Below are 15,623 nucleotides of genomic sequence, written 5' to 3'. Positions count from 1 at the left end.
AGAGCGCGGAACGCACGACATAGAGACAGGGAGACAGCATGAGTGGGGTCAGCGGAACGGCGACGGACAGGACCCGTCCAGTGGTTGGCATCGTGATGGGCTCGGACTCGGACTGGCCGGTCATGGGGGCCGCCGCCGAGGTCCTCGACGAGTTCGGCGTGGCCTATGAGGCCGACGTCGTCTCCGCCCATCGGATGCCCACCGAGATGATCGACTACGGGCGCGTTGCGGCCGAGAGGGGACTGCGTGTCATCATCGCCGGCGCCGGGGGAGCGGCCCACCTGCCCGGGATGCTGGCGGCCGTCACCGAGCTGCCGGTCATCGGGGTGCCGGTGCCGCTGAAGTACCTCGACGGCATGGACTCACTGCTGTCCATCGTGCAGATGCCCGCCGGGGTGCCGGTGGCCACGGTCTCCATCGGCGGGGCCCGCAACGCCGGGTTGCTCGCGGTGCGCATCCTCGCTTCCGGTGAGAGCCAGGAGGCCACCCGCCTGGCCGCCGCCATGCGAGCCTTTCAGAAGGACCTCGGCGAGGTCGCCCACGCCAAGGGCGCTGCCCTGCGGGAGCGCGTTCAGGGCTGATACAAGGTCGTTCCTGCGATCGCGGAACTGGAGCGTCTCAGTCCGTGGCCGGACGGAGTCGTGCGTCCGCCTCCGCCCTGAGGCGCCGTCAAGCGGTGAGGAGTCCGACCGTGATGTTGATAATGACATGCAACACTGCACCGGGAACGAACGTGTCGGTCTTGTGGCGCAGCCATCCCAGCAGCCATCCTGCGGCGAACTGCGCGGGGAGGAGCGGCCACAGTCGTACGTCGAGCAGCAGCAGGGCCACGTGCGGTACGAGGAAGATGGTGGCTTGGAGGAGGTTGCCCCATCTGAAGCTGAGCCGCCTCATGAGCACTCCGCCGAGCAGCCCACGAAAGAAGACCTCCTCACCGACGGCCCGAAGCGTGATTCCGATGGCCGTTCCTACTGAGGTGAGTCGAGCAATGGATAGGCCGAGCTTGTCCTGCACGTCGGCGGGTATGAGGGCAAGAGGGAGCCAGGCTGTCAGCATCAGCAGGAGCAGTACGAGCAGCGCCCAGCCGTAGCCTGCAGGAGAGCCCCAGGAAACTCCCGCGCGAGCCAACGCGGCTCTGAAGCCTGACCTGCGATCCTGTCCACGTGACTGTGCGATGAGATACACGATGGTCGGCAAACAGAGCAGGACGAGTTCAGCCATTGAGCCAGCCTACTTGCCACCTGTGCTGATCGGGCGGGAGTCTGCGCTCGGTGCCGGCCGAAGTTGTCCCAGAAGGACCTCGGCGAGGTCGCCCACGCCAAGGGCGCTGCCCTGCGCGAGCGGCTGCAGAATTGACGATCAACCGACCGCGCGAAGTGTGCGATGGTCGTTGACCATGTCACGAGCCAGCCTCGAAAGCTTCTTGCCAGAACTCGTCGGTGTCCCAGTTGGCTTTCATTCCCAGGGCATTCAGTGGGATGCGCTGGTACTTCCCTAAAAGACTGTGCAGTCTCAGAGCCCACGTTGAGTGCGGGCTGATGGTGAACAAGATTGACTGAAGAGAGACGAGAACAGGGTAGAGCCTCTTTCGTTCCAAGGCTCTTGGGTTGCTGGTATCGAAGACGCTGCGTTCGTTGAGCCAGCGGACTGTTCTGCTTTTTGGGATTACTGGATATACGCCAAGGAATCTGTTCCAGAGGCGTCCGTGATGGGCACAGATGTTGCGCACCCTCACGTAGGTCTTGAACCAAGATTGCAGCACCTGGTCAGGGAGATTGAGCTCTCGCGCAATTGTTTTGCGATACTTGGGGGCCAGGCTGGCGTAAAGATGCTGAAGCTCGCCAGCGGTGAGTAGCTCGATGACTAGCCAGGACGGCGGTGTCGCTGGAGATGAGTAGGTGTCGAGGTAGTGCGAGAGAGCATCGGGGTAGTGGAGGCGATCCACCTGTTCACTGCGATCTGAGGGAGTGCGCTGCCGTTCGCGTCCTGTCAGGGCTTCGATGCGTTCAATCGTTGTGGAGTATCCTTTGCGGCTTTGATAGTTGGAGGCGTTTTGGTACCAGAAGGCTCCGCCTTCGCCGTGTGTTGACATCGTGTTGGACAGTGCGGCGCGCACAGCGACCTCGACGCGCTCAAGGGCGTCGATTGTCAGGAGACGCAGTTGTCGATCAAATACATAGACATAGAGAATGCCATCGAAGGTGGTTCCCGGGCTGAAGGATTGGGTGGTTCGATCGACCTGGAAGGGGATTGTGTAGGGGGAGAGCCGATAGTATCCGATATGTCGGAGGTATCTGACGGTGCGGTTCTGGTCCGTGATGGTGAGGCCACGTTCAATGTTCAATGTAGCGCTCAATGAGATCGTTCTCGTTGAGCGCCGGTTTATCGTAATGTTAGGCCGGAGGGATCATCCTCTAATTGTAGGGTGTTGGCATGTAAAACCCCCCGATTTGGGCGTGCTCTGGTGAGTAAGAGGCCTGGGGGGTGTTGTGGTGCCAGTGTACACGGGCATGCGGGAGCCTGGATGAGGAACTCACTGACACGTTGATCTCACGTTCGTTTCTGTTCGTTTCTGGGCGAGTGTGTGTAGACTGGGGGCATGAGCATTCTCGTTGCAGGAGGCGCCGGCTACATCGGCGCGCACGTGGTCCGACTTCTCCTCGAGCGCGGGGAGGAGGTCGTCGTCGTCGATGACCTCTCCTACGGGACTCCTGAGCGAGTCAAGGGCGCTGATGTGGTCGAGCTCGACGTCGCCAGCGGCCAGGCCACCGAGGCCCTCACCGAGGTCATGAGCTCGCGCGGCGTCACCGCCGTCATCCACTTCGCCGCCCGCAAGCAGGTGGGCGAGTCCGTGGAGCGTCCCGCCTGGTACTACCAGCAGAACGTGGGCGGCCTGGCGAACATGCTGCTGGCCATGGAGACGGCCGGTGTCGACCAGATGATCTTCTCCTCCTCGGCCGCCGTCTACGGCATGCCCCCGGTGGAGATCGTGGACGAGGACATCGAATGCCGCCCCATCAACCCCTACGGCGAGACCAAGCTCATCGGGGAGTGGATGATGGCCGACGCCGAGAAGGCCTGGGGGCTGCGCTGGGCCGGCCTACGCTACTTCAACGTCGCCGGCGCCGGCTGGGACGACCTGGGGGACATGGCCACCCTCAACCTCATCCCCATGGTGCTCGACCGGCTCTCCAAGGGTGAGACCCCCAAGATCTTCGGCACCGACTACCCGACTCCGGACGGCACCTGCGTGCGTGACTACATCCACGTCAAGGACCTCGCCGGTGCTCATATCGCCGCCCTGGACTACCTGGCCGGTGGTCAGGACATGGCCGAGCACATCTTCAACGTGGGCACCGGCCAAGGGGCTTCGGTACGCGAGGTGGTCTCCAAGGTCATCGCCTCCACGGGACTGGACCTGGAGCCCGAGGAGCTCGCCCGCCGCGCGGGAGACCCGCCCCAGCTCATCGGCAATGCCACCCGCATCGGAGAGGTCCTGGGCTGGAAGGCCGAGCACGACCTGGATGACATCGTCACCTCCTCCTACACCTCCTGGCAGGCGGACCCCAACCGTCCCCACTTCGGCTGAGCGGCTCTCTGACCGGAGTGGACCCACACGGGCGGGCCGGCACCTCACGATCGAGGTGCCGGCCCGCCCGCGTACGACACGGATCCCGTGCGTCAGGACTGGTTGAAGTCGGCTGTCGTCAGCGTCCCGTTGCGCAGCTTGGAGAAGAAGTCCGGCGCAGTCATGTCCCGCAGCAGCACCGCCTCACCGATATCGGCGTCCTCGGGGCTGTAAGCCGTGTCCTCGATGGGGGGAGCGCCGGTCAGGCCACCGCCGGAGGCCGAGCGGAAGGCCAGCACCATCCGTGCGATGCTCATGGTGCCGGCGCTCTTATCCACCGTGAGTGCGTTCGTCCCGGCGTCGACCAGGGCGTCCTGGCGGGAGAAGGAGATGATCGTGGTCGGTGAGGCCGCCTTGGACACCACTGCGGAGATGACCGCGCGCTGCCGCTGACCACGCCCGACGTCGCCAGTCGGGTCCGACTTGCGCATCCGGGAGTAGGCCAGGGCCTTCGTTCCGTCCACTGTCTGACACTTGCCGTGGGAGGTGTCCCAGACCAGCCCCGAGTCCTCATCGGCGACGTCGTAGTCCAGGCAGACGTCGACCCCGCCGACGGCGTCGACCATCTGCGAGACGCCGGTCATGCCGACCTCCACATAGTGGTCCACCGTCAGACCGGAGAGCTTCTCCACGGTCTGCACCAGCAGCTTGGGGCCTTCGAAGGAGTAGGCGGCGTTGATCTTGTTCCCCCCGTACTCGGGGATGTCCACGAAGGTGTCGCGCGGCAGGGAGGTCAGGCTCGTCTGCCCGTTCTCCGCCTTGTGCAGCAGCATGACTGAGTCGGCACGGGCGCCCTCGGTGTCGTCCTGGATGACGCCTCCGCGCGCGTCCGACCCCACGATGAGCCAGGTCTCGCCCGGCGTGTCCGCCGCCCCGGACAGGGCGTCGACGCGGTGGAGCTGGGAGGAGACGTCGTTCCACAGCCAGGCGACCCGGGCCGCGATGAGGGCCAGGACGACGACAATGGCGATGACCGTCCAGCGCAGGATCCGGCGCCAGCTCGGCCGGGGGCGCTTCGGCTCGCGTGACTGCTCGGGCTCGAACGTCGGCCTGCCCGGTGCCGGCTCCTCCGGGGACTGGTGACCCTGGGTGCCGACAGGGTAGGTGCCGCGTCGTACGGGCATCGCCTGAGTGCGTTCGGGCCCGGCCGTGGTTCCGCGACCGTCGCCGCTCGGCTCCAGTGGTACCGCACTCGACCCGGCCCGGGCGTGGCTGCCGCGTTGAGACGCAGCGGAGGCCCGACGAGGTTGAATTGAAGGAGGTGACTGGGCCGCCTGCGAGGCCTCTTGCGCGGGGTGAGGCTCGTCCGTGTCCTGTCGGCCCAGGACCGAGTGTCGCTGCGGCCGGCCGGTGGAGGCTGATGATGGGCCGGGAGCCGGCGAGGCCGGGCGCCGCGGGGATCCGCCTGCGGGGTCGGCGGGGTTGCTGCTGACCTCGCCGCCGGGCGTCTCGGCGCGCTCGCGGCTGCGCTGGTTGACGGCGTCGATAGGGCGCTGCCGACGCGGAGACCTACCTCCCCCGGAGCCAGGGGTGATCGAGGGCGGGAGCGAGTCGTCTGTCGGAGTCACGCCAGTGATTCTGCCTTAGGCGGGGCACGCTGAGGCGGTCGGCTTCGTGGCGGGTTGCTGGGGAGAGGCCCCCGCCTTCGGGGACTGGGTCGCAGGCGCCTGCGTTGCGGTCGGCTCCACCCCGGCGTTCTCAGCGTTCTGCTCCTCCGAGGTGGCGGAGTCGTCCGCCGTCGCAGGTGCGTCTGTCGTCGCCGGCGCCGCGGCGTCTGCGGAGACGGGCTTGTCCTGCTCGAGCGCCTTCCAGACCTTCTTGGCGCCCTCGGTGGGGATGACCCGGTTCTCGTCGGCTGCAGCCTCATTGGGCATGGTGATGAAGTTGATCTTGTCGATGCCGACGCCCTGGACGGAGTAGGCCAGCCCTGACAGGTTGCCGATCTGACCGATGCGCTCCGAGGTGGTGAGTGTCTCCAGGGTGCTGGTCAGGAAGCCGGACTGGGTGAGGACGTTGCTGGACAGGGCCTTGGAGGCCATGGCACTCATGAGCTTCTGCTGGCGGGAGATGCGGGAGATGTCCGAGCCGTCGCCGACGCCGTGACGGACGCGGGCGTACTGCAGGGCGGCCTGCCCGTCCAGTTTCTGGCAGCCCTCGTCAAGCTTGAAGCCCGTGTAGTCGGGGTCATCGATGGCCTCGTCCACCTGCACGTGGACTCCTCCGAGGGAGTCGACCACCTTGGACAGGCCGTTGAAGTCGATGACGATGAAGTCATCGATACGGATGTTCGTCATCTTCTCCACGGTCTTGAGGGTGCAGGCGGCTCCCGAGGCAACGGCCTTCTTGTCGCTGCCGCTGCCGGCTCCGTTGGCGAAGGCGGAGTTGAACTGGCCGTCCTCCTCGGCACCGGTGCTGTCGCCGTCGAGAGTCTTGCACGAGGGGATGTCCACCAGGGTGTCGCGGGGGATGGATACTGCGTCAATGCGCTTGCGGTCTGCGGAGATGTGCACGACCAGCGCCGTGTCGGAGCGGGCCACGGATACCTCGTCGTCACCCTGTGATCCGTCAACGTTGTTGTCCCCCGCACGGGAGTCGGTGCCCAGCACGAGCAGGTTGACGGCCCGGCCGTTATAGCTGTCCGGCGGCTTGGTGCCGGGGCGGTCGTTCTCGGACAGGATGCTGTCGATGTCGAACCACGTGATGCGTGACTGGATGTTGTGCCATGCGAAGCCCGCGGCGGAGACGACGAAGACCGTCACTGCGAGCAGGCTGAACCCCGCTCGACGGGCCAGGCGGCGTCCGAGTTCTTTGGAGGAGTGCCGCGCACGCGGCTTACTGAACTGAGGCACGGAAGCGATGATAGGGAATCATCGATGAGATCCATATGGGTCTTCCTACACCTGACGCATGAAATTCGCCCTGGTGGGGGTGAACCCGCTCACGTGGGTCACGGCGCTAGGCTCTTTCCGTGACCAATGTTGTGGAACCGACGCCAACCAGTGCCTTGCCCGCCCCCCTCAACCCCCCCGACGAGCAGAGCGTGCGTGTGGTGACGGTGGCCTTCAACCCGGGTGAGGAGCTGGAGCGCTTCCTGGTTTCGCTCGAGACGGCGACGGCGCGCCGCCTCGCGGTCGTCATCGCGGACAACGGCACTGAGCACGACGTCGTCACTGCCGCCGCCCGGCGCCACGGGGCCCGTGTCGTCGGTGACGGGACCAACCTCGGCTACGGGGCCGGAGCCAACCTGGCGGCCGCGGGCCTGGAGGAGGACTGGGTCGTGGTGGCCAACCCCGACCTCGTCTGGGAGCCGGGCAGTCTTGATGCGCTCATCGACGCGGGCCTGGCCGACCCGGCTGCCGGCTGCCTGGGGCCGCTGCTGCTCAACCCCGACGGCACCGTCTACCCCTCTGGGCGGGCCTTGCCCTCCCTGGTCAAGGGCGCCGGACATGCCGTCCTGGGCAGGGTCTGGCCGAGCAATCCCTTCTCCGCGGCCTACCACACCGCTGACCGGGGCGGCTCGGACGGGTCGCGGACGGTGGGCTGGCTCTCCGGGGCCTGCCTGCTGCTGCCCGCGGCCGCCTGGAGGCGCCTGGGGGGATTCGATGACGACTACTTCATGTTCTTCGAGGACGTGGATCTGGGGGAACGGGTCGGGCGGGCCGGCTGGCTCAACGTGCAGGTCTACGACTCAGTCGTCATCCATGAGCAGGGGGCCAGCTGGAAGGCGCGTCCGGAGAAGATGATCCGCGCCCACCACGCCTCGGCCCGGCGTTATCTCTCCGGGGTCTACGACGCCCCGTGGCAGGCGCCGGTGCGCTGGCTGCTCTCCAGTGGGCTGCGCCTGCGCGAGGAGCTCGAGGTCCGCGCCTCCCGACGCTGAGGGATAGCTGAGGGATAGATGAGGGATGAGGACTCAGCGTCGGTCGGGTGGCTTGCCGGGTGCTCGCCGGGGCCCTCATCGCTCAGTCGTGAGTCGTGCTGGTGAGCCTTGTCGCAGCGGGCGGCTCGGGCGCGTTGTCCAGGGCGATGCGCCGTGCCAGCTGCGTGATCTGCCGCTCGCGTGCGCCGTTGCGGCGGAAGGAGGACAGGATCTGAGCCAGGAAGGCGACGACCATGGCGTACAGCAGCAGGTCCGTGCCTCGTCCGACCCCTAGTCGGTGCGCGATGGCCGTCATCACCGAGGGGAAGGCGATCGCGACAATGGCGAAGACCACGAAGGCCAGGGTCGCCAGCCGCCGGGCGGCCTGATGGCGGGCTCCGCCGGGGGTGCGCAGCATCATCCAGCCGGCAGCTATCACTGCCAGGATCAGGGCGGCCTGGATGTAGAACTGGTGGTTCGTGATCGGAGCGATCTGGGTGGTGATCTGATGAATCATGGGCTGTGTGTCTTCCGTTCCGTCACTCGGAGAAGAGCAGGTCGACCAGGATGTTGACCGAGTTCCACAGCGACTGGCCCTTGGAGCGGGAGTAGTCGGTGTAGACGATGTGCACCGGGAACTCGCGCCAGGGCAGGCCGGTCGCGCCGATCTTGCGGATGATCTCGCTGGCGTGCGCCATCCGGTTCTGCTTGAGGTTGAGCTGCACCAGCACGTCGCGGCGGATCACCCGCAGGCCGTTGTGGGCGTCGGTCAGATGCATGCCGGAGGTGCGTGAGCTGACGGCCGCGGCCGTGCGTAGGACGAGCCGCTTGAGCCGGCCTACCGGCGAGGGCCCCTGAAGAAAACGCGACCCGAGGATGACGGCGAGCTCCTCCTCGCGCGCCGCGGCGACCATGGCGGCGGCATCCGTGGTGGAGTGCTGGCCGTCGGCGTCGAAGGTGACGACATAGTTGGCGTTCGTCTTCTCCAGGATGTAGGAGAAGCCCGTCTGCAGCGCCGCGCCCTGGCCGAGGTTGACCGGATGGCGTACGACGATGGCGCCTGCGGCAGCGGCTTGGCGGGCCGAGTCGTCCTTGGAGCCGTCGTCGACGACGACGATGTAGGGGAAGGTCTCGCGGGCCTGGGAGATGACCTCGCGCACGACGGTGGCCTCGTTGTACAGGGGGATGACGAGCCAGGCATCAGTGACCTGAGGCACCGAATCAGGCGCTCCGGCTTGCGTCACGTTGGAGGTAGTCACCTCCGCATTCTCGCACGCGATGACGCAGTGTCCGGCCTCTTGCGGGCGCCGAGTCGGTGGTCCCTGGTGGGGTAGGTCTCGTTCGGGTCGTGTCCAGGCGTCGTCTAGCGCGGATGAGTCCCCTAGGATGGTGCAGGTCGTGCAGAGCCCGCCGCCTCGGTGACTGGAGCGGCACGGCCCCGGCAGCCGCCAGGTTGACCGGTCTTACTCGAACGTCAGGGCGGCCTGAGGCCGCCCGCACAGGAGTCGCCGTGGCTAACCGAATCGCCCCGTCCGCTGATGTCTCCGAGGACGCCGTCCTCGGAGACGGCACCAGCATCTGGCACCTTGCCCAGGTCCGTGAGCACGCCGTCCTCGGACGGGACTGCATCGTGGGCCGAGGCGCCTACATCGGCGAGGGCGTCGTCATGGGGAACAGCTGCAAGGTGCAGAACTACGCCCTTGTGTACGAACCGGCCCGCCTGGCCGACGGCGTCTTCATCGGCCCGGCGGTCACGCTGACCAACGATCACTTCCCCCGGGCCGTCAACCCCGATGGTTCGCTCAAGGCCGCCGCCGACTGGGAGCCCGTGGGGGTCACCATCGACGAGGGAGCCTCGATCGGGGCTCGGGCCGTGTGCGTCGCTCCGGTGCACGTGGGGGCCTGGGCCACGGTGGCCGCCGGCGCCGTCGTCACCAAGGACGTGCCGGCCCACGCCCTGGTCGCCGGGGTCCCCGCCCGCCGCATCGGCTGGGTCGGGCGGGCCGGCGAGCCCCTCGTCCCCGCCGATCCCGGTTCTGACGGCTCGGCGCGCTGGCGCTGTCCCGTCACCGGGACCCTGTACCAGGAGCTCGGCACTGAATCCGGTGCCGGGGCCGATGCGCAGTCATATCCCGATTCCATCACCATCCGAGAGGTCACCCACTGATGTCACGCGAGTTCATCCCAGCAGCGAAGCCGATCATCGGGCAGGAGGAGCGCGACGCCGTCGACGCCGTCCTCGCCTCCGGCATGGTCGTCCAGGGCCCCCAGGTCAAGGCCTTCGAGGAGGAGTTCTCCGCCCAGGTCGTTGATGGCGTCCACTGCGTGGCCGTCAACTCCGGCACCTCGGCCCAGCACGTGGCCACCCTGGCCAGTGAGCTCCGGGAGCGCGAAGGGGGCGCCCCGGAGGTGATCGTCCCCTCCTTCACCTTCGCCGCCACCGGCAACTCGGTGGCCATCAGCGGAGCCGTCCCGGTCTTCGCCGATATCGACCCGGTGACCTTCACCTTGGACCCCGCCAGCGTCGAGGCCTCCATCACCGAGCGCACGGTGGCCATCGAGGTGGTCCATCTCTACGGTCTGCCGGCCAACATGCCTGAGATCCTCGCCATAGCCGAGCGCCATGGTCTGGCCGTCTTCGAGGACTGCGCCCAGGCCCACGGCGCCGCCATCGAGGGCAAGCCCGTGGGCGCCTTCGGTGCCTGGGGCTCCTTCTCCTTCTACCCCACCAAGAACATGACCAGCCTCGAAGGCGGCATGATCACGACGGCCGACGCCGAGCTGGCCCGCCGCTGCCGCCTCATCCGCAACCAGGGAATGGAGCAGCAGTATGCCAACGAGCTGGTGGGGCTCAACAACCGCATGACGGACGTGGCCGCCGCAGTCGGCCGCGTCCAGCTGGGCAAGCTGGCCGGCTGGACCGCCGTCCGCCAGGCCAACGCCGCCCGCCTCAACGAACTGCTGGCGGGCGTCGACGGCGTCGTCACCCCCTACGTCCCCGAGGGCTACACGCACGTCTACCACCAGTACACGATCCGCCTCGAGGGGGCCACGGGCACCGAGCGCGATGCCGTTCAGGCCGCCCTGCGCGAGGAGTGGCAGGTGGGCAGCGGTGTCTACTACCCGATTCCCAACCACCGCCTGGCCTCCCTGGCCCACTACGCCGAGGGGCTCGAGCTGCCCGGAACCGAGAAGGCCGCCCGTGAGTGCCTTTCCCTGCCGGTCCACCCCTCCCTGAGTGAGGCCGACCTGGAGCGCATCGGCCAGGCCGTGGCCGCCACCGTCAAGGCAGGTGCCTGACATGTGCGAGAACGTCGCCCTCGACGGCCTGGCCACGACCACCGATCCGTCCGGTGCCCATCACCTGCCTGACAAGGGCACGGCGGACAACCCCCTGCGCGTGGGCCTCATCGGCCTGGGCTCCATGGGACGCCACCACGCCCGGGTCATCCGCGCCACCGAGGGCATGGAGCTCGTGGCCGTGGCGGACCCCGGTGGTGACCGCTTCGGTGTGGCCGGCGAGCTGCCGGTCCTTCCCGACGTCCACGCCCTCATCGACGCCGGGCTCGACACCGCCATGGTGGCCGTCCCGACCGTCTACCACGAGGATGTCGCCCTGGCCCTTGCCGAGGCTGGTGTGCACACCATGGTGGAGAAGCCCATCGCTCATGACGCCGCCGCGGGTCGCCGCGTGGCCGCCGCCTTCGCCGACCGGGGCCTCGTGGGCGCCGTCGGCTACGTGGAGCGCTGCAACCCGGCGCTGCGGGCCCTGCGTGAGCGTCTCGACGCCGGTGAGCTCGGCGAGGTCTACCAGGTCCTCACTCGCCGACAGGGTCCCTTCCCGGCACGCATCAGCGACGTCGGCGTCGTCAAGGACCTGGCCACCCACGACATCGACCTGACCGCCTGGGTGGCAGGTGCTCGCTACACCTCCGTGGCCGCGCAGGTCACGCACCGCTCCGGCCGCCAGACCGAGGACATGATGGTGGCCACCGGCCTGCTGGAGGGCGGCATCATCGTCGGCCACCAGGTCAACTGGCTCACGCCCTTCAAGGAGCGCGTCACGATCGTCACCGGCGAGAAGGGCTCCTTCGTGGCGGACACCCTCACAGGGGACCTCACCTTCCACGCCAACGGCACCGTGGCCTCCACCTGGGACCAGGTCGCCGCCTTCCGGGGAGTCAGCGAGGGCGACGTCATCCGCTACGCGATCCCCAAGCGCGAGCCGCTGGCCCTGGAGCAGGAGAACTTCCGTGACGCCGTGCGCGGGGTGGCCCAGCGCCACGTCACCATGGCGGAGGGCGTGGCCACGCTCGACGTCGTCGAGGCGGTGCTGACCTCGGCGAGCGAGAACCGGACGGTCGAGCTCTGAACCGGTCAGCCGCATCGAGTGGACCCGTGGCGGGGGTACTCGCCCGGGTCCGCTCGGTCATGGAGTCCTCCCCGTTCCTGCGCCACGTCCTGACGCTGGTCAGCGGGACGGCCACCGCCCAGGCCATCGTCTTCGGCATGACGATGGTCCTCACCCGCATCTTCTCCGACGAGGACCTCGGTCAGCTGGCGCGTTACACCTCGGTGGTCTCGATCATCACGGCCGTGGCGGCCCTGCGCTACGACATGACGATCATGCTGCCCAAGAAGGACGCCTGGGCCCTGGCCTGCGCCCGGCTGGGAATGGTGTGCATCGTCGTGGTCTCGGTCGTCACGAGTGTCGTGGCCTTCCTCCTCAAGCCGCTGATCGCCCGGCAGTGGGGGGCCGATATCGCCGTCTGGCTGCCGCTGCTGGGCGTGACCACGCTGCTGCTGTCGACGGTCCAGCTCCTCCAGTTCTGGTACAACCGCCAGTCGGACTATCGGACGATCTCGGTCAACCGGGTCGAGCAGCAGGTCGGCCAGTCCCTGGGCCAGCTCGTCCTGGGAATGGCGGGAATGGTCAGTGTCGGAGGCCTGCTGCTCGGTCAGACGATCGGGCAGGTGTGGGCCTTCGTCAACCTGGGGCGCAAGGCCAAGCCGCTGCGCCGGCCGTTGCCGCCCGAGGCACCCAGTCTGTGGCAGGTCGCCCGCCGTTACCGGCGCATGCCCCTGCTCAACGGTCTCAACGCCTTCGTCGACGCCGTGCGGCTCAACGGCATCAACCTGCTCGTGGGTTCCTACTCGGTGGCCAGCCTGGGCCAGTTCAATCTGGCCTGGCGCTGCCTGGAGGTCCCGATGGCCCTCATCAACGCCGCGGTCGGCCAGGTCTTCTTCCACAAGCTCGCCACGCTGCAGCCCGGACAGATGCGCCCACTGGTCCGTCAGGTCATCAAGCGGGTCCTGATATTCGGGACCGGCCCTTTCGCCCTGCTCTTCATCCTGTCGCCGTGGCTCTTCCCCCTGCTCTTCGGCAGCCACTGGGGCGAGTCGGGCGACTTCGCCCGGGCCCTGACCCCCTGGCTGTTCATCCTGCTGGTCACCTCGCCCCTGTCGAATCTCTTCGTGGTCACCGAGAACCAGGACTGGATGCTGATCTTCTCGGTGGTCTACGCCGCCGTCCCCCTGGCCTGGCTCTGGCTCAGTCCGTACTCGCTGCTGACGACCACCTACGTCCTGGGCGCCATCATGTGCGTCATCCTCGTGGGACAGATCCTCATGGCCGACGCCGCTGCACGGGGCTTCGACGCCCGCCCACCGGCGTCGGAGGCCAATGAGGGGCACTACGAGGCCGCCGGCGAGTCCGAGCCCTCCACCCGCATGACCGCTCCTCACGATGAGGAGGAGTGAGGTGCACGTCGTCCTGACTCCCTCGTGGTACCCGGACCGGCACCGCCCCCACAACGGGTCCTTCTTCCGCGACCAGGCGCGCATGCTTCAGCGCGGCGGGATGCGAGTGGGTGTCATCGCCCTGGAACCGGTCTCCTTGTGGCAGGCGCGCCGTGAGCTGACGGCGGATGTCGAGGACGGGATCGTCGTCGTGCGGGGCACGGTGCCCACAGTCCCCAAGGGGGCCCTGCCCGGGGACCGGATATCGGCTCGCGCCGTGGCGGCCCGTGCGGTGCGGCTCTACGAGGAGACGATCCGCAGCCTGCCCGGGTCTTCCGGTAACGGCGGGGGACAGGCGGCTCCCGACGTCGTCCACGCGCACTCGGTGTTCACCGGCATCCACGTCGGCCGCTACGCCGCCGAGCACTGGGGGGCCGGCCTGGCCATCACCGAGCACCGCCCCAGCTCGACGGACCGCAGCGTGTACGGATGGAGGTATCGGGCACTGCGGCGAGACCTGAAACGGGCCGGTGGTCGCGCCGTCGTTTCCACCCCCTTCGCCGAGGCCCTGCGCGACTACTGGCGGCTCGGTGCGTGGACGAGCATCGCCCTGCCGGTCAACGACGAGGTCTTCGACGTCCCCAGGCCCGCGGACCAGGATCGTCGAGGCGAGACCGAGAGGCCGCTGACCGTCTGCCATGTCTCCCACCTGGGTCGCAACAAGCGCCCTGAGGAGACCATCCGCGCCGTCGCCCGATTGGCGCGAGCTGATCTCGCCGCTGGGCGGGAGCCCACCCGGCTGCTCCTCGTCGGAGGGGAGTCCCACGAGATCGAGCCCTTAAGAGAGCTGGCCCGGGCCGAAGGCATCGAGCAGACCTCCACCTTCACCGGTCGGGTGCCTCATGATGAGGTCGCCGGACTCATGGCCGCCAGCGACGTCTTCGTCCTGGCCAGCGAGGTCGAGGCCGGGGGCACCGTCCTGGCCGAGGCCCAGGCGCTGGGGCTGGCCTGCGTCGCCACGCCCACCTGGGCGGGACGCTTCATGGTCGAGCCCGAGACCGGCGTCGTCCTGCCCACGGCGGCCCAGCGAGATGATGACGCCCTGGTCGCCTCCCTGACCGAGGCGCTTGCCCAGGTGACTGACTCCATCCGGGCCGGGGGCTACCTCCCCGAGGCGATCCGGTCGCGGGCCCGGCAGCGTTTCGGGGAGGCGACCTTCGTCACGGCCTGCCGAGAGCTCTACGAGCAGGCGTGCAACGCGATCACCGGGAGCGCCGAGAGCACTCAGTGATGGCGGTCTCGTAGGCGTGGCTGTAGGCGCGTGCCACCTCCGCGGGGGAGAAGGCCCGGGGCAGCGTGTCCTGGATGTCGCGAGCCGTCAGGCCCTCGCAGCGCTGCATGACGTCGACCACCGCCCCGGCCCACGTCGCCGGGTCGTCCTGACTGACGATCGCGGTCACCGAGGGATCCAGGAAGCTGGTGTGCGCCCCCCGGTCACTGGTGACCACCGGCCGGCCGGCGGCGACCGCCTCGGCAGCGCCCAGGAAGAAGGTCTCGGCGAGCGTGGGAACGAGGAAGAGGTCGCTGTCGGCCAGGATCTGCTGGACCCGATCGCCCGGGAGCTGACCGGTCAGCTCCAGGTCGACGCCCAGGCTCTCAGCGAGGTCGGTGCAGTGATCGGCCAACGGTCCGCCACCCACCCAGGTCAGCCGGGCCGGCACGCCCCGCTCCGCCAGCGCCGCGACCACCCGGACGGCAAGGTCCGGGCGCTTGCGCTCGATGAGCCCCCCGACGCCGACAATGCGCAGCGTGTCACGTCCCAGCTCGACGTCCCGGCGCGGTGCCGGCTCCTCAGGCATGGTGACCTCGTTGGGAACCGTCAGGATCTCTCCGCGGGGGCGGTAGGCCCGCAGGTCGGCGGCGAGCTGGTCGGAGACGGTGGTGACGACGTCGGGCCGGCGCTCCAGGCGCAGGACCACCTGAGCGCCCGCCCGCGCCAGGGAGCCGAGCTCGGCGCCGCGCTGGGTGATCCCCGACCAGTGCTCCGTGTGGAGCCACGGTTGGCGGGGCCGGCCCAGGGCGTAGGGCAGGAGGGTGGAGACCGCGTGGGTGTGGACGACGTCGCTGCCCTCAGTAAGGGCTGTCAGCTTCCGCCTGGCCGTGAGCAGCTCGTGCGGCCGGGACAGCGTCATGGGCAGACGCACGATGGGCAGACCCATGACTCGATCGTGCCGTACGCCGTCATCGACGGAGGCCGAGGCGAGGTGGACGACGCGAATGTCGTGGCCGGCGGCCGCCATGGAGGCGGCGTGGCGTGCCACGAAGACCCCGAGACCCGGTGAGCGGCCCGTGGGGAACCAGGTGGTGACGATGGTGACGCGCATGATGTCGCTGCCC

15 protein-coding genes are annotated in these 15,623 nt (G+C 68.2%); 8 read left to right on the top strand and 7 right to left on the bottom strand.

The features are described from left to right. Nucleotides 1–38 precede the first annotated feature (38 nt). Nucleotides 39–581 carry a 5-(carboxyamino)imidazole ribonucleotide mutase gene (purE, locus tag BKH33_RS02275; protein ID WP_076071457.1) on the top strand — a complete coding sequence of 181 codons (543 nt, stop codon included), beginning with the start codon at nt 39–41 and terminating at the stop codon, nt 579–581. An 88-nt stretch (nt 582–669) separates the two neighbouring features. On the opposite strand, the gene BKH33_RS02270 is transcribed toward purE, so the two are convergent. Together BKH33_RS02270 and BKH33_RS02265 are read right to left on the bottom strand one after the other, a co-directional pair. After that, nucleotides 670–1,221, bottom strand: coding sequence for a CPBP family intramembrane glutamic endopeptidase (locus BKH33_RS02270; protein ID WP_003785034.1), 552 nt, complete (start codon nt 1,219–1,221; stop codon nt 670–672). A gap of 178 nt (nt 1,222–1,399) precedes the next feature. Continuing rightward, nucleotides 1,400–2,344, bottom strand: a complete 945-nt coding sequence (locus BKH33_RS02265) for an Abi family protein (protein ID WP_232621512.1) — start codon at nt 2,342–2,344, stop codon at nt 1,400–1,402. A 255-nt stretch (nt 2,345–2,599) separates the two neighbouring features. Here BKH33_RS02265 and galE point away from each other — a divergent pair, with 255 nt between their 5' ends. Further along, a complete protein-coding gene (gene galE, locus BKH33_RS02260; RefSeq protein ID WP_003785050.1) occupies nt 2,600–3,589 on the top strand; it encodes a UDP-glucose 4-epimerase GalE in 990 nt (329 codons plus the stop codon). 92 nt (nt 3,590–3,681) lie between these two features. On the opposite strand, the gene BKH33_RS02255 is transcribed toward galE, so the two are convergent. Further along, a complete protein-coding gene (locus tag BKH33_RS02255) occupies nt 3,682–5,196 on the bottom strand; it encodes an LCP family protein (RefSeq protein WP_003785040.1) in 1,515 nt (504 codons plus the stop codon). Nucleotides 5,197–5,211: 15 nt separating this feature from the next. Beyond that, complete coding sequence (locus tag BKH33_RS02250) at nt 5,212–6,477, bottom strand: LCP family protein (RefSeq protein WP_043539818.1); 1,266 nt, start codon at nt 6,475–6,477, stop codon at nt 5,212–5,214. 119 nt (nt 6,478–6,596) lie between these two features. On the opposite strand from BKH33_RS02250, the gene BKH33_RS02245 reads away from it, so the two are divergent. Beyond that, nucleotides 6,597–7,508 (top strand): glycosyltransferase, encoded by a 912-nt coding sequence (locus tag BKH33_RS02245; RefSeq protein WP_003785030.1) that lies wholly within the window; start codon nt 6,597–6,599, stop codon nt 7,506–7,508. Between the two features lie 82 nt (nt 7,509–7,590). On the opposite strand, the gene BKH33_RS02240 is transcribed toward BKH33_RS02245, so the two are convergent. After that, nucleotides 7,591–8,004, bottom strand: coding sequence for a DUF2304 domain-containing protein (locus BKH33_RS02240; protein WP_003785022.1), 414 nt, complete (start codon nt 8,002–8,004; stop codon nt 7,591–7,593). Nucleotides 8,005–8,026: 22 nt separating this feature from the next. Further along, the gene (locus BKH33_RS02235) at nt 8,027–8,746 is read right to left on the bottom strand and encodes a glycosyltransferase family 2 protein (RefSeq protein ID WP_003785046.1); all 720 of its coding nucleotides are present in this window, start codon (nt 8,744–8,746) and stop codon (nt 8,027–8,029) included. A 251-nt stretch (nt 8,747–8,997) separates the two neighbouring features. On the opposite strand from BKH33_RS02235, the gene BKH33_RS02230 reads away from it, so the two are divergent. From BKH33_RS02230 to BKH33_RS02210, 5 genes are read left to right on the top strand one after another with little or no spacing between them, the layout of a single operon-like run. After that, entirely contained in the window at nt 8,998–9,654 is a 657-nt protein-coding gene (locus BKH33_RS02230) for an acyltransferase (RefSeq protein WP_003785052.1), read from the top strand. Next, entirely contained in the window at nt 9,654–10,787 is a 1,134-nt protein-coding gene (locus tag BKH33_RS02225; RefSeq protein WP_003785054.1) for a DegT/DnrJ/EryC1/StrS family aminotransferase, read from the top strand. The genes BKH33_RS02230 and BKH33_RS02225 overlap by 1 nt, the downstream gene beginning before the upstream one ends. Nucleotide 10,788: 1 nt before the next feature. Further along, complete coding sequence (locus tag BKH33_RS02220; protein ID WP_003785032.1) at nt 10,789–11,859, top strand: Gfo/Idh/MocA family protein; 1,071 nt, start codon at nt 10,789–10,791, stop codon at nt 11,857–11,859. 26 nt (nt 11,860–11,885) lie between these two features. Continuing rightward, on the top strand, nt 11,886–13,247 hold the full coding sequence (locus BKH33_RS02215; RefSeq protein WP_003785026.1) for a lipopolysaccharide biosynthesis protein: 1,362 nt from the start codon (nt 11,886–11,888) through the stop codon (nt 13,245–13,247). A 1-nt stretch (nt 13,248) separates the two neighbouring features. Further along, nucleotides 13,249–14,517 (top strand): glycosyltransferase, encoded by a 1,269-nt coding sequence (locus BKH33_RS02210; RefSeq protein ID WP_232621511.1) that lies wholly within the window; start codon nt 13,249–13,251, stop codon nt 14,515–14,517. On the opposite strand, the gene BKH33_RS02205 is transcribed toward BKH33_RS02210, so the two are convergent. Continuing rightward, entirely contained in the window at nt 14,489–15,610 is a 1,122-nt protein-coding gene (locus tag BKH33_RS02205) for a glycosyltransferase family 4 protein (RefSeq protein WP_003782940.1), read from the bottom strand. The genes BKH33_RS02210 and BKH33_RS02205 overlap by 29 nt on opposite strands. Nucleotides 15,611–15,623: the final 13 nt, after the last annotated feature.

The organism is Actinomyces naeslundii, assembly GCF_001956585.1.
GTDB lineage: Bacteria > Actinomycetota > Actinomycetes > Actinomycetales > Actinomycetaceae > Actinomyces > Actinomyces naeslundii.
This window is presented reverse-complemented; position numbering and strand designations above follow the sequence as displayed.

Bases quoted from the DNA above. Each gene is read 5' to 3' on its own strand.
- purE (WP_076071457.1), top strand. From the start codon at position 39: ATGAGTGGGGTCAGCGGAACGGCGACGGACAGGACCCGTCCAGTGGTT.
- BKH33_RS02270 (WP_003785034.1), bottom strand. From the start codon at position 1,221: ATGGCTGAACTCGTCCTGCTCTGTTTGCCGACCATCGTGTATCTCATC.
- galE (WP_003785050.1), top strand. From the start codon at position 2,600: ATGAGCATTCTCGTTGCAGGAGGCGCCGGCTACATCGGCGCGCACGTG.
- BKH33_RS02240 (WP_003785022.1), bottom strand. From the start codon at position 8,004: ATGATTCATCAGATCACCACCCAGATCGCTCCGATCACGAACCACCAG.
- BKH33_RS02225 (WP_003785054.1), top strand. From the start codon at position 9,654: ATGTCACGCGAGTTCATCCCAGCAGCGAAGCCGATCATCGGGCAGGAG.
- BKH33_RS02220 (WP_003785032.1), top strand. From the start codon at position 10,789: ATGTGCGAGAACGTCGCCCTCGACGGCCTGGCCACGACCACCGATCCG.
- BKH33_RS02205 (WP_003782940.1), bottom strand. From the start codon at position 15,610: ATGCGCGTCACCATCGTCACCACCTGGTTCCCCACGGGCCGCTCACCG.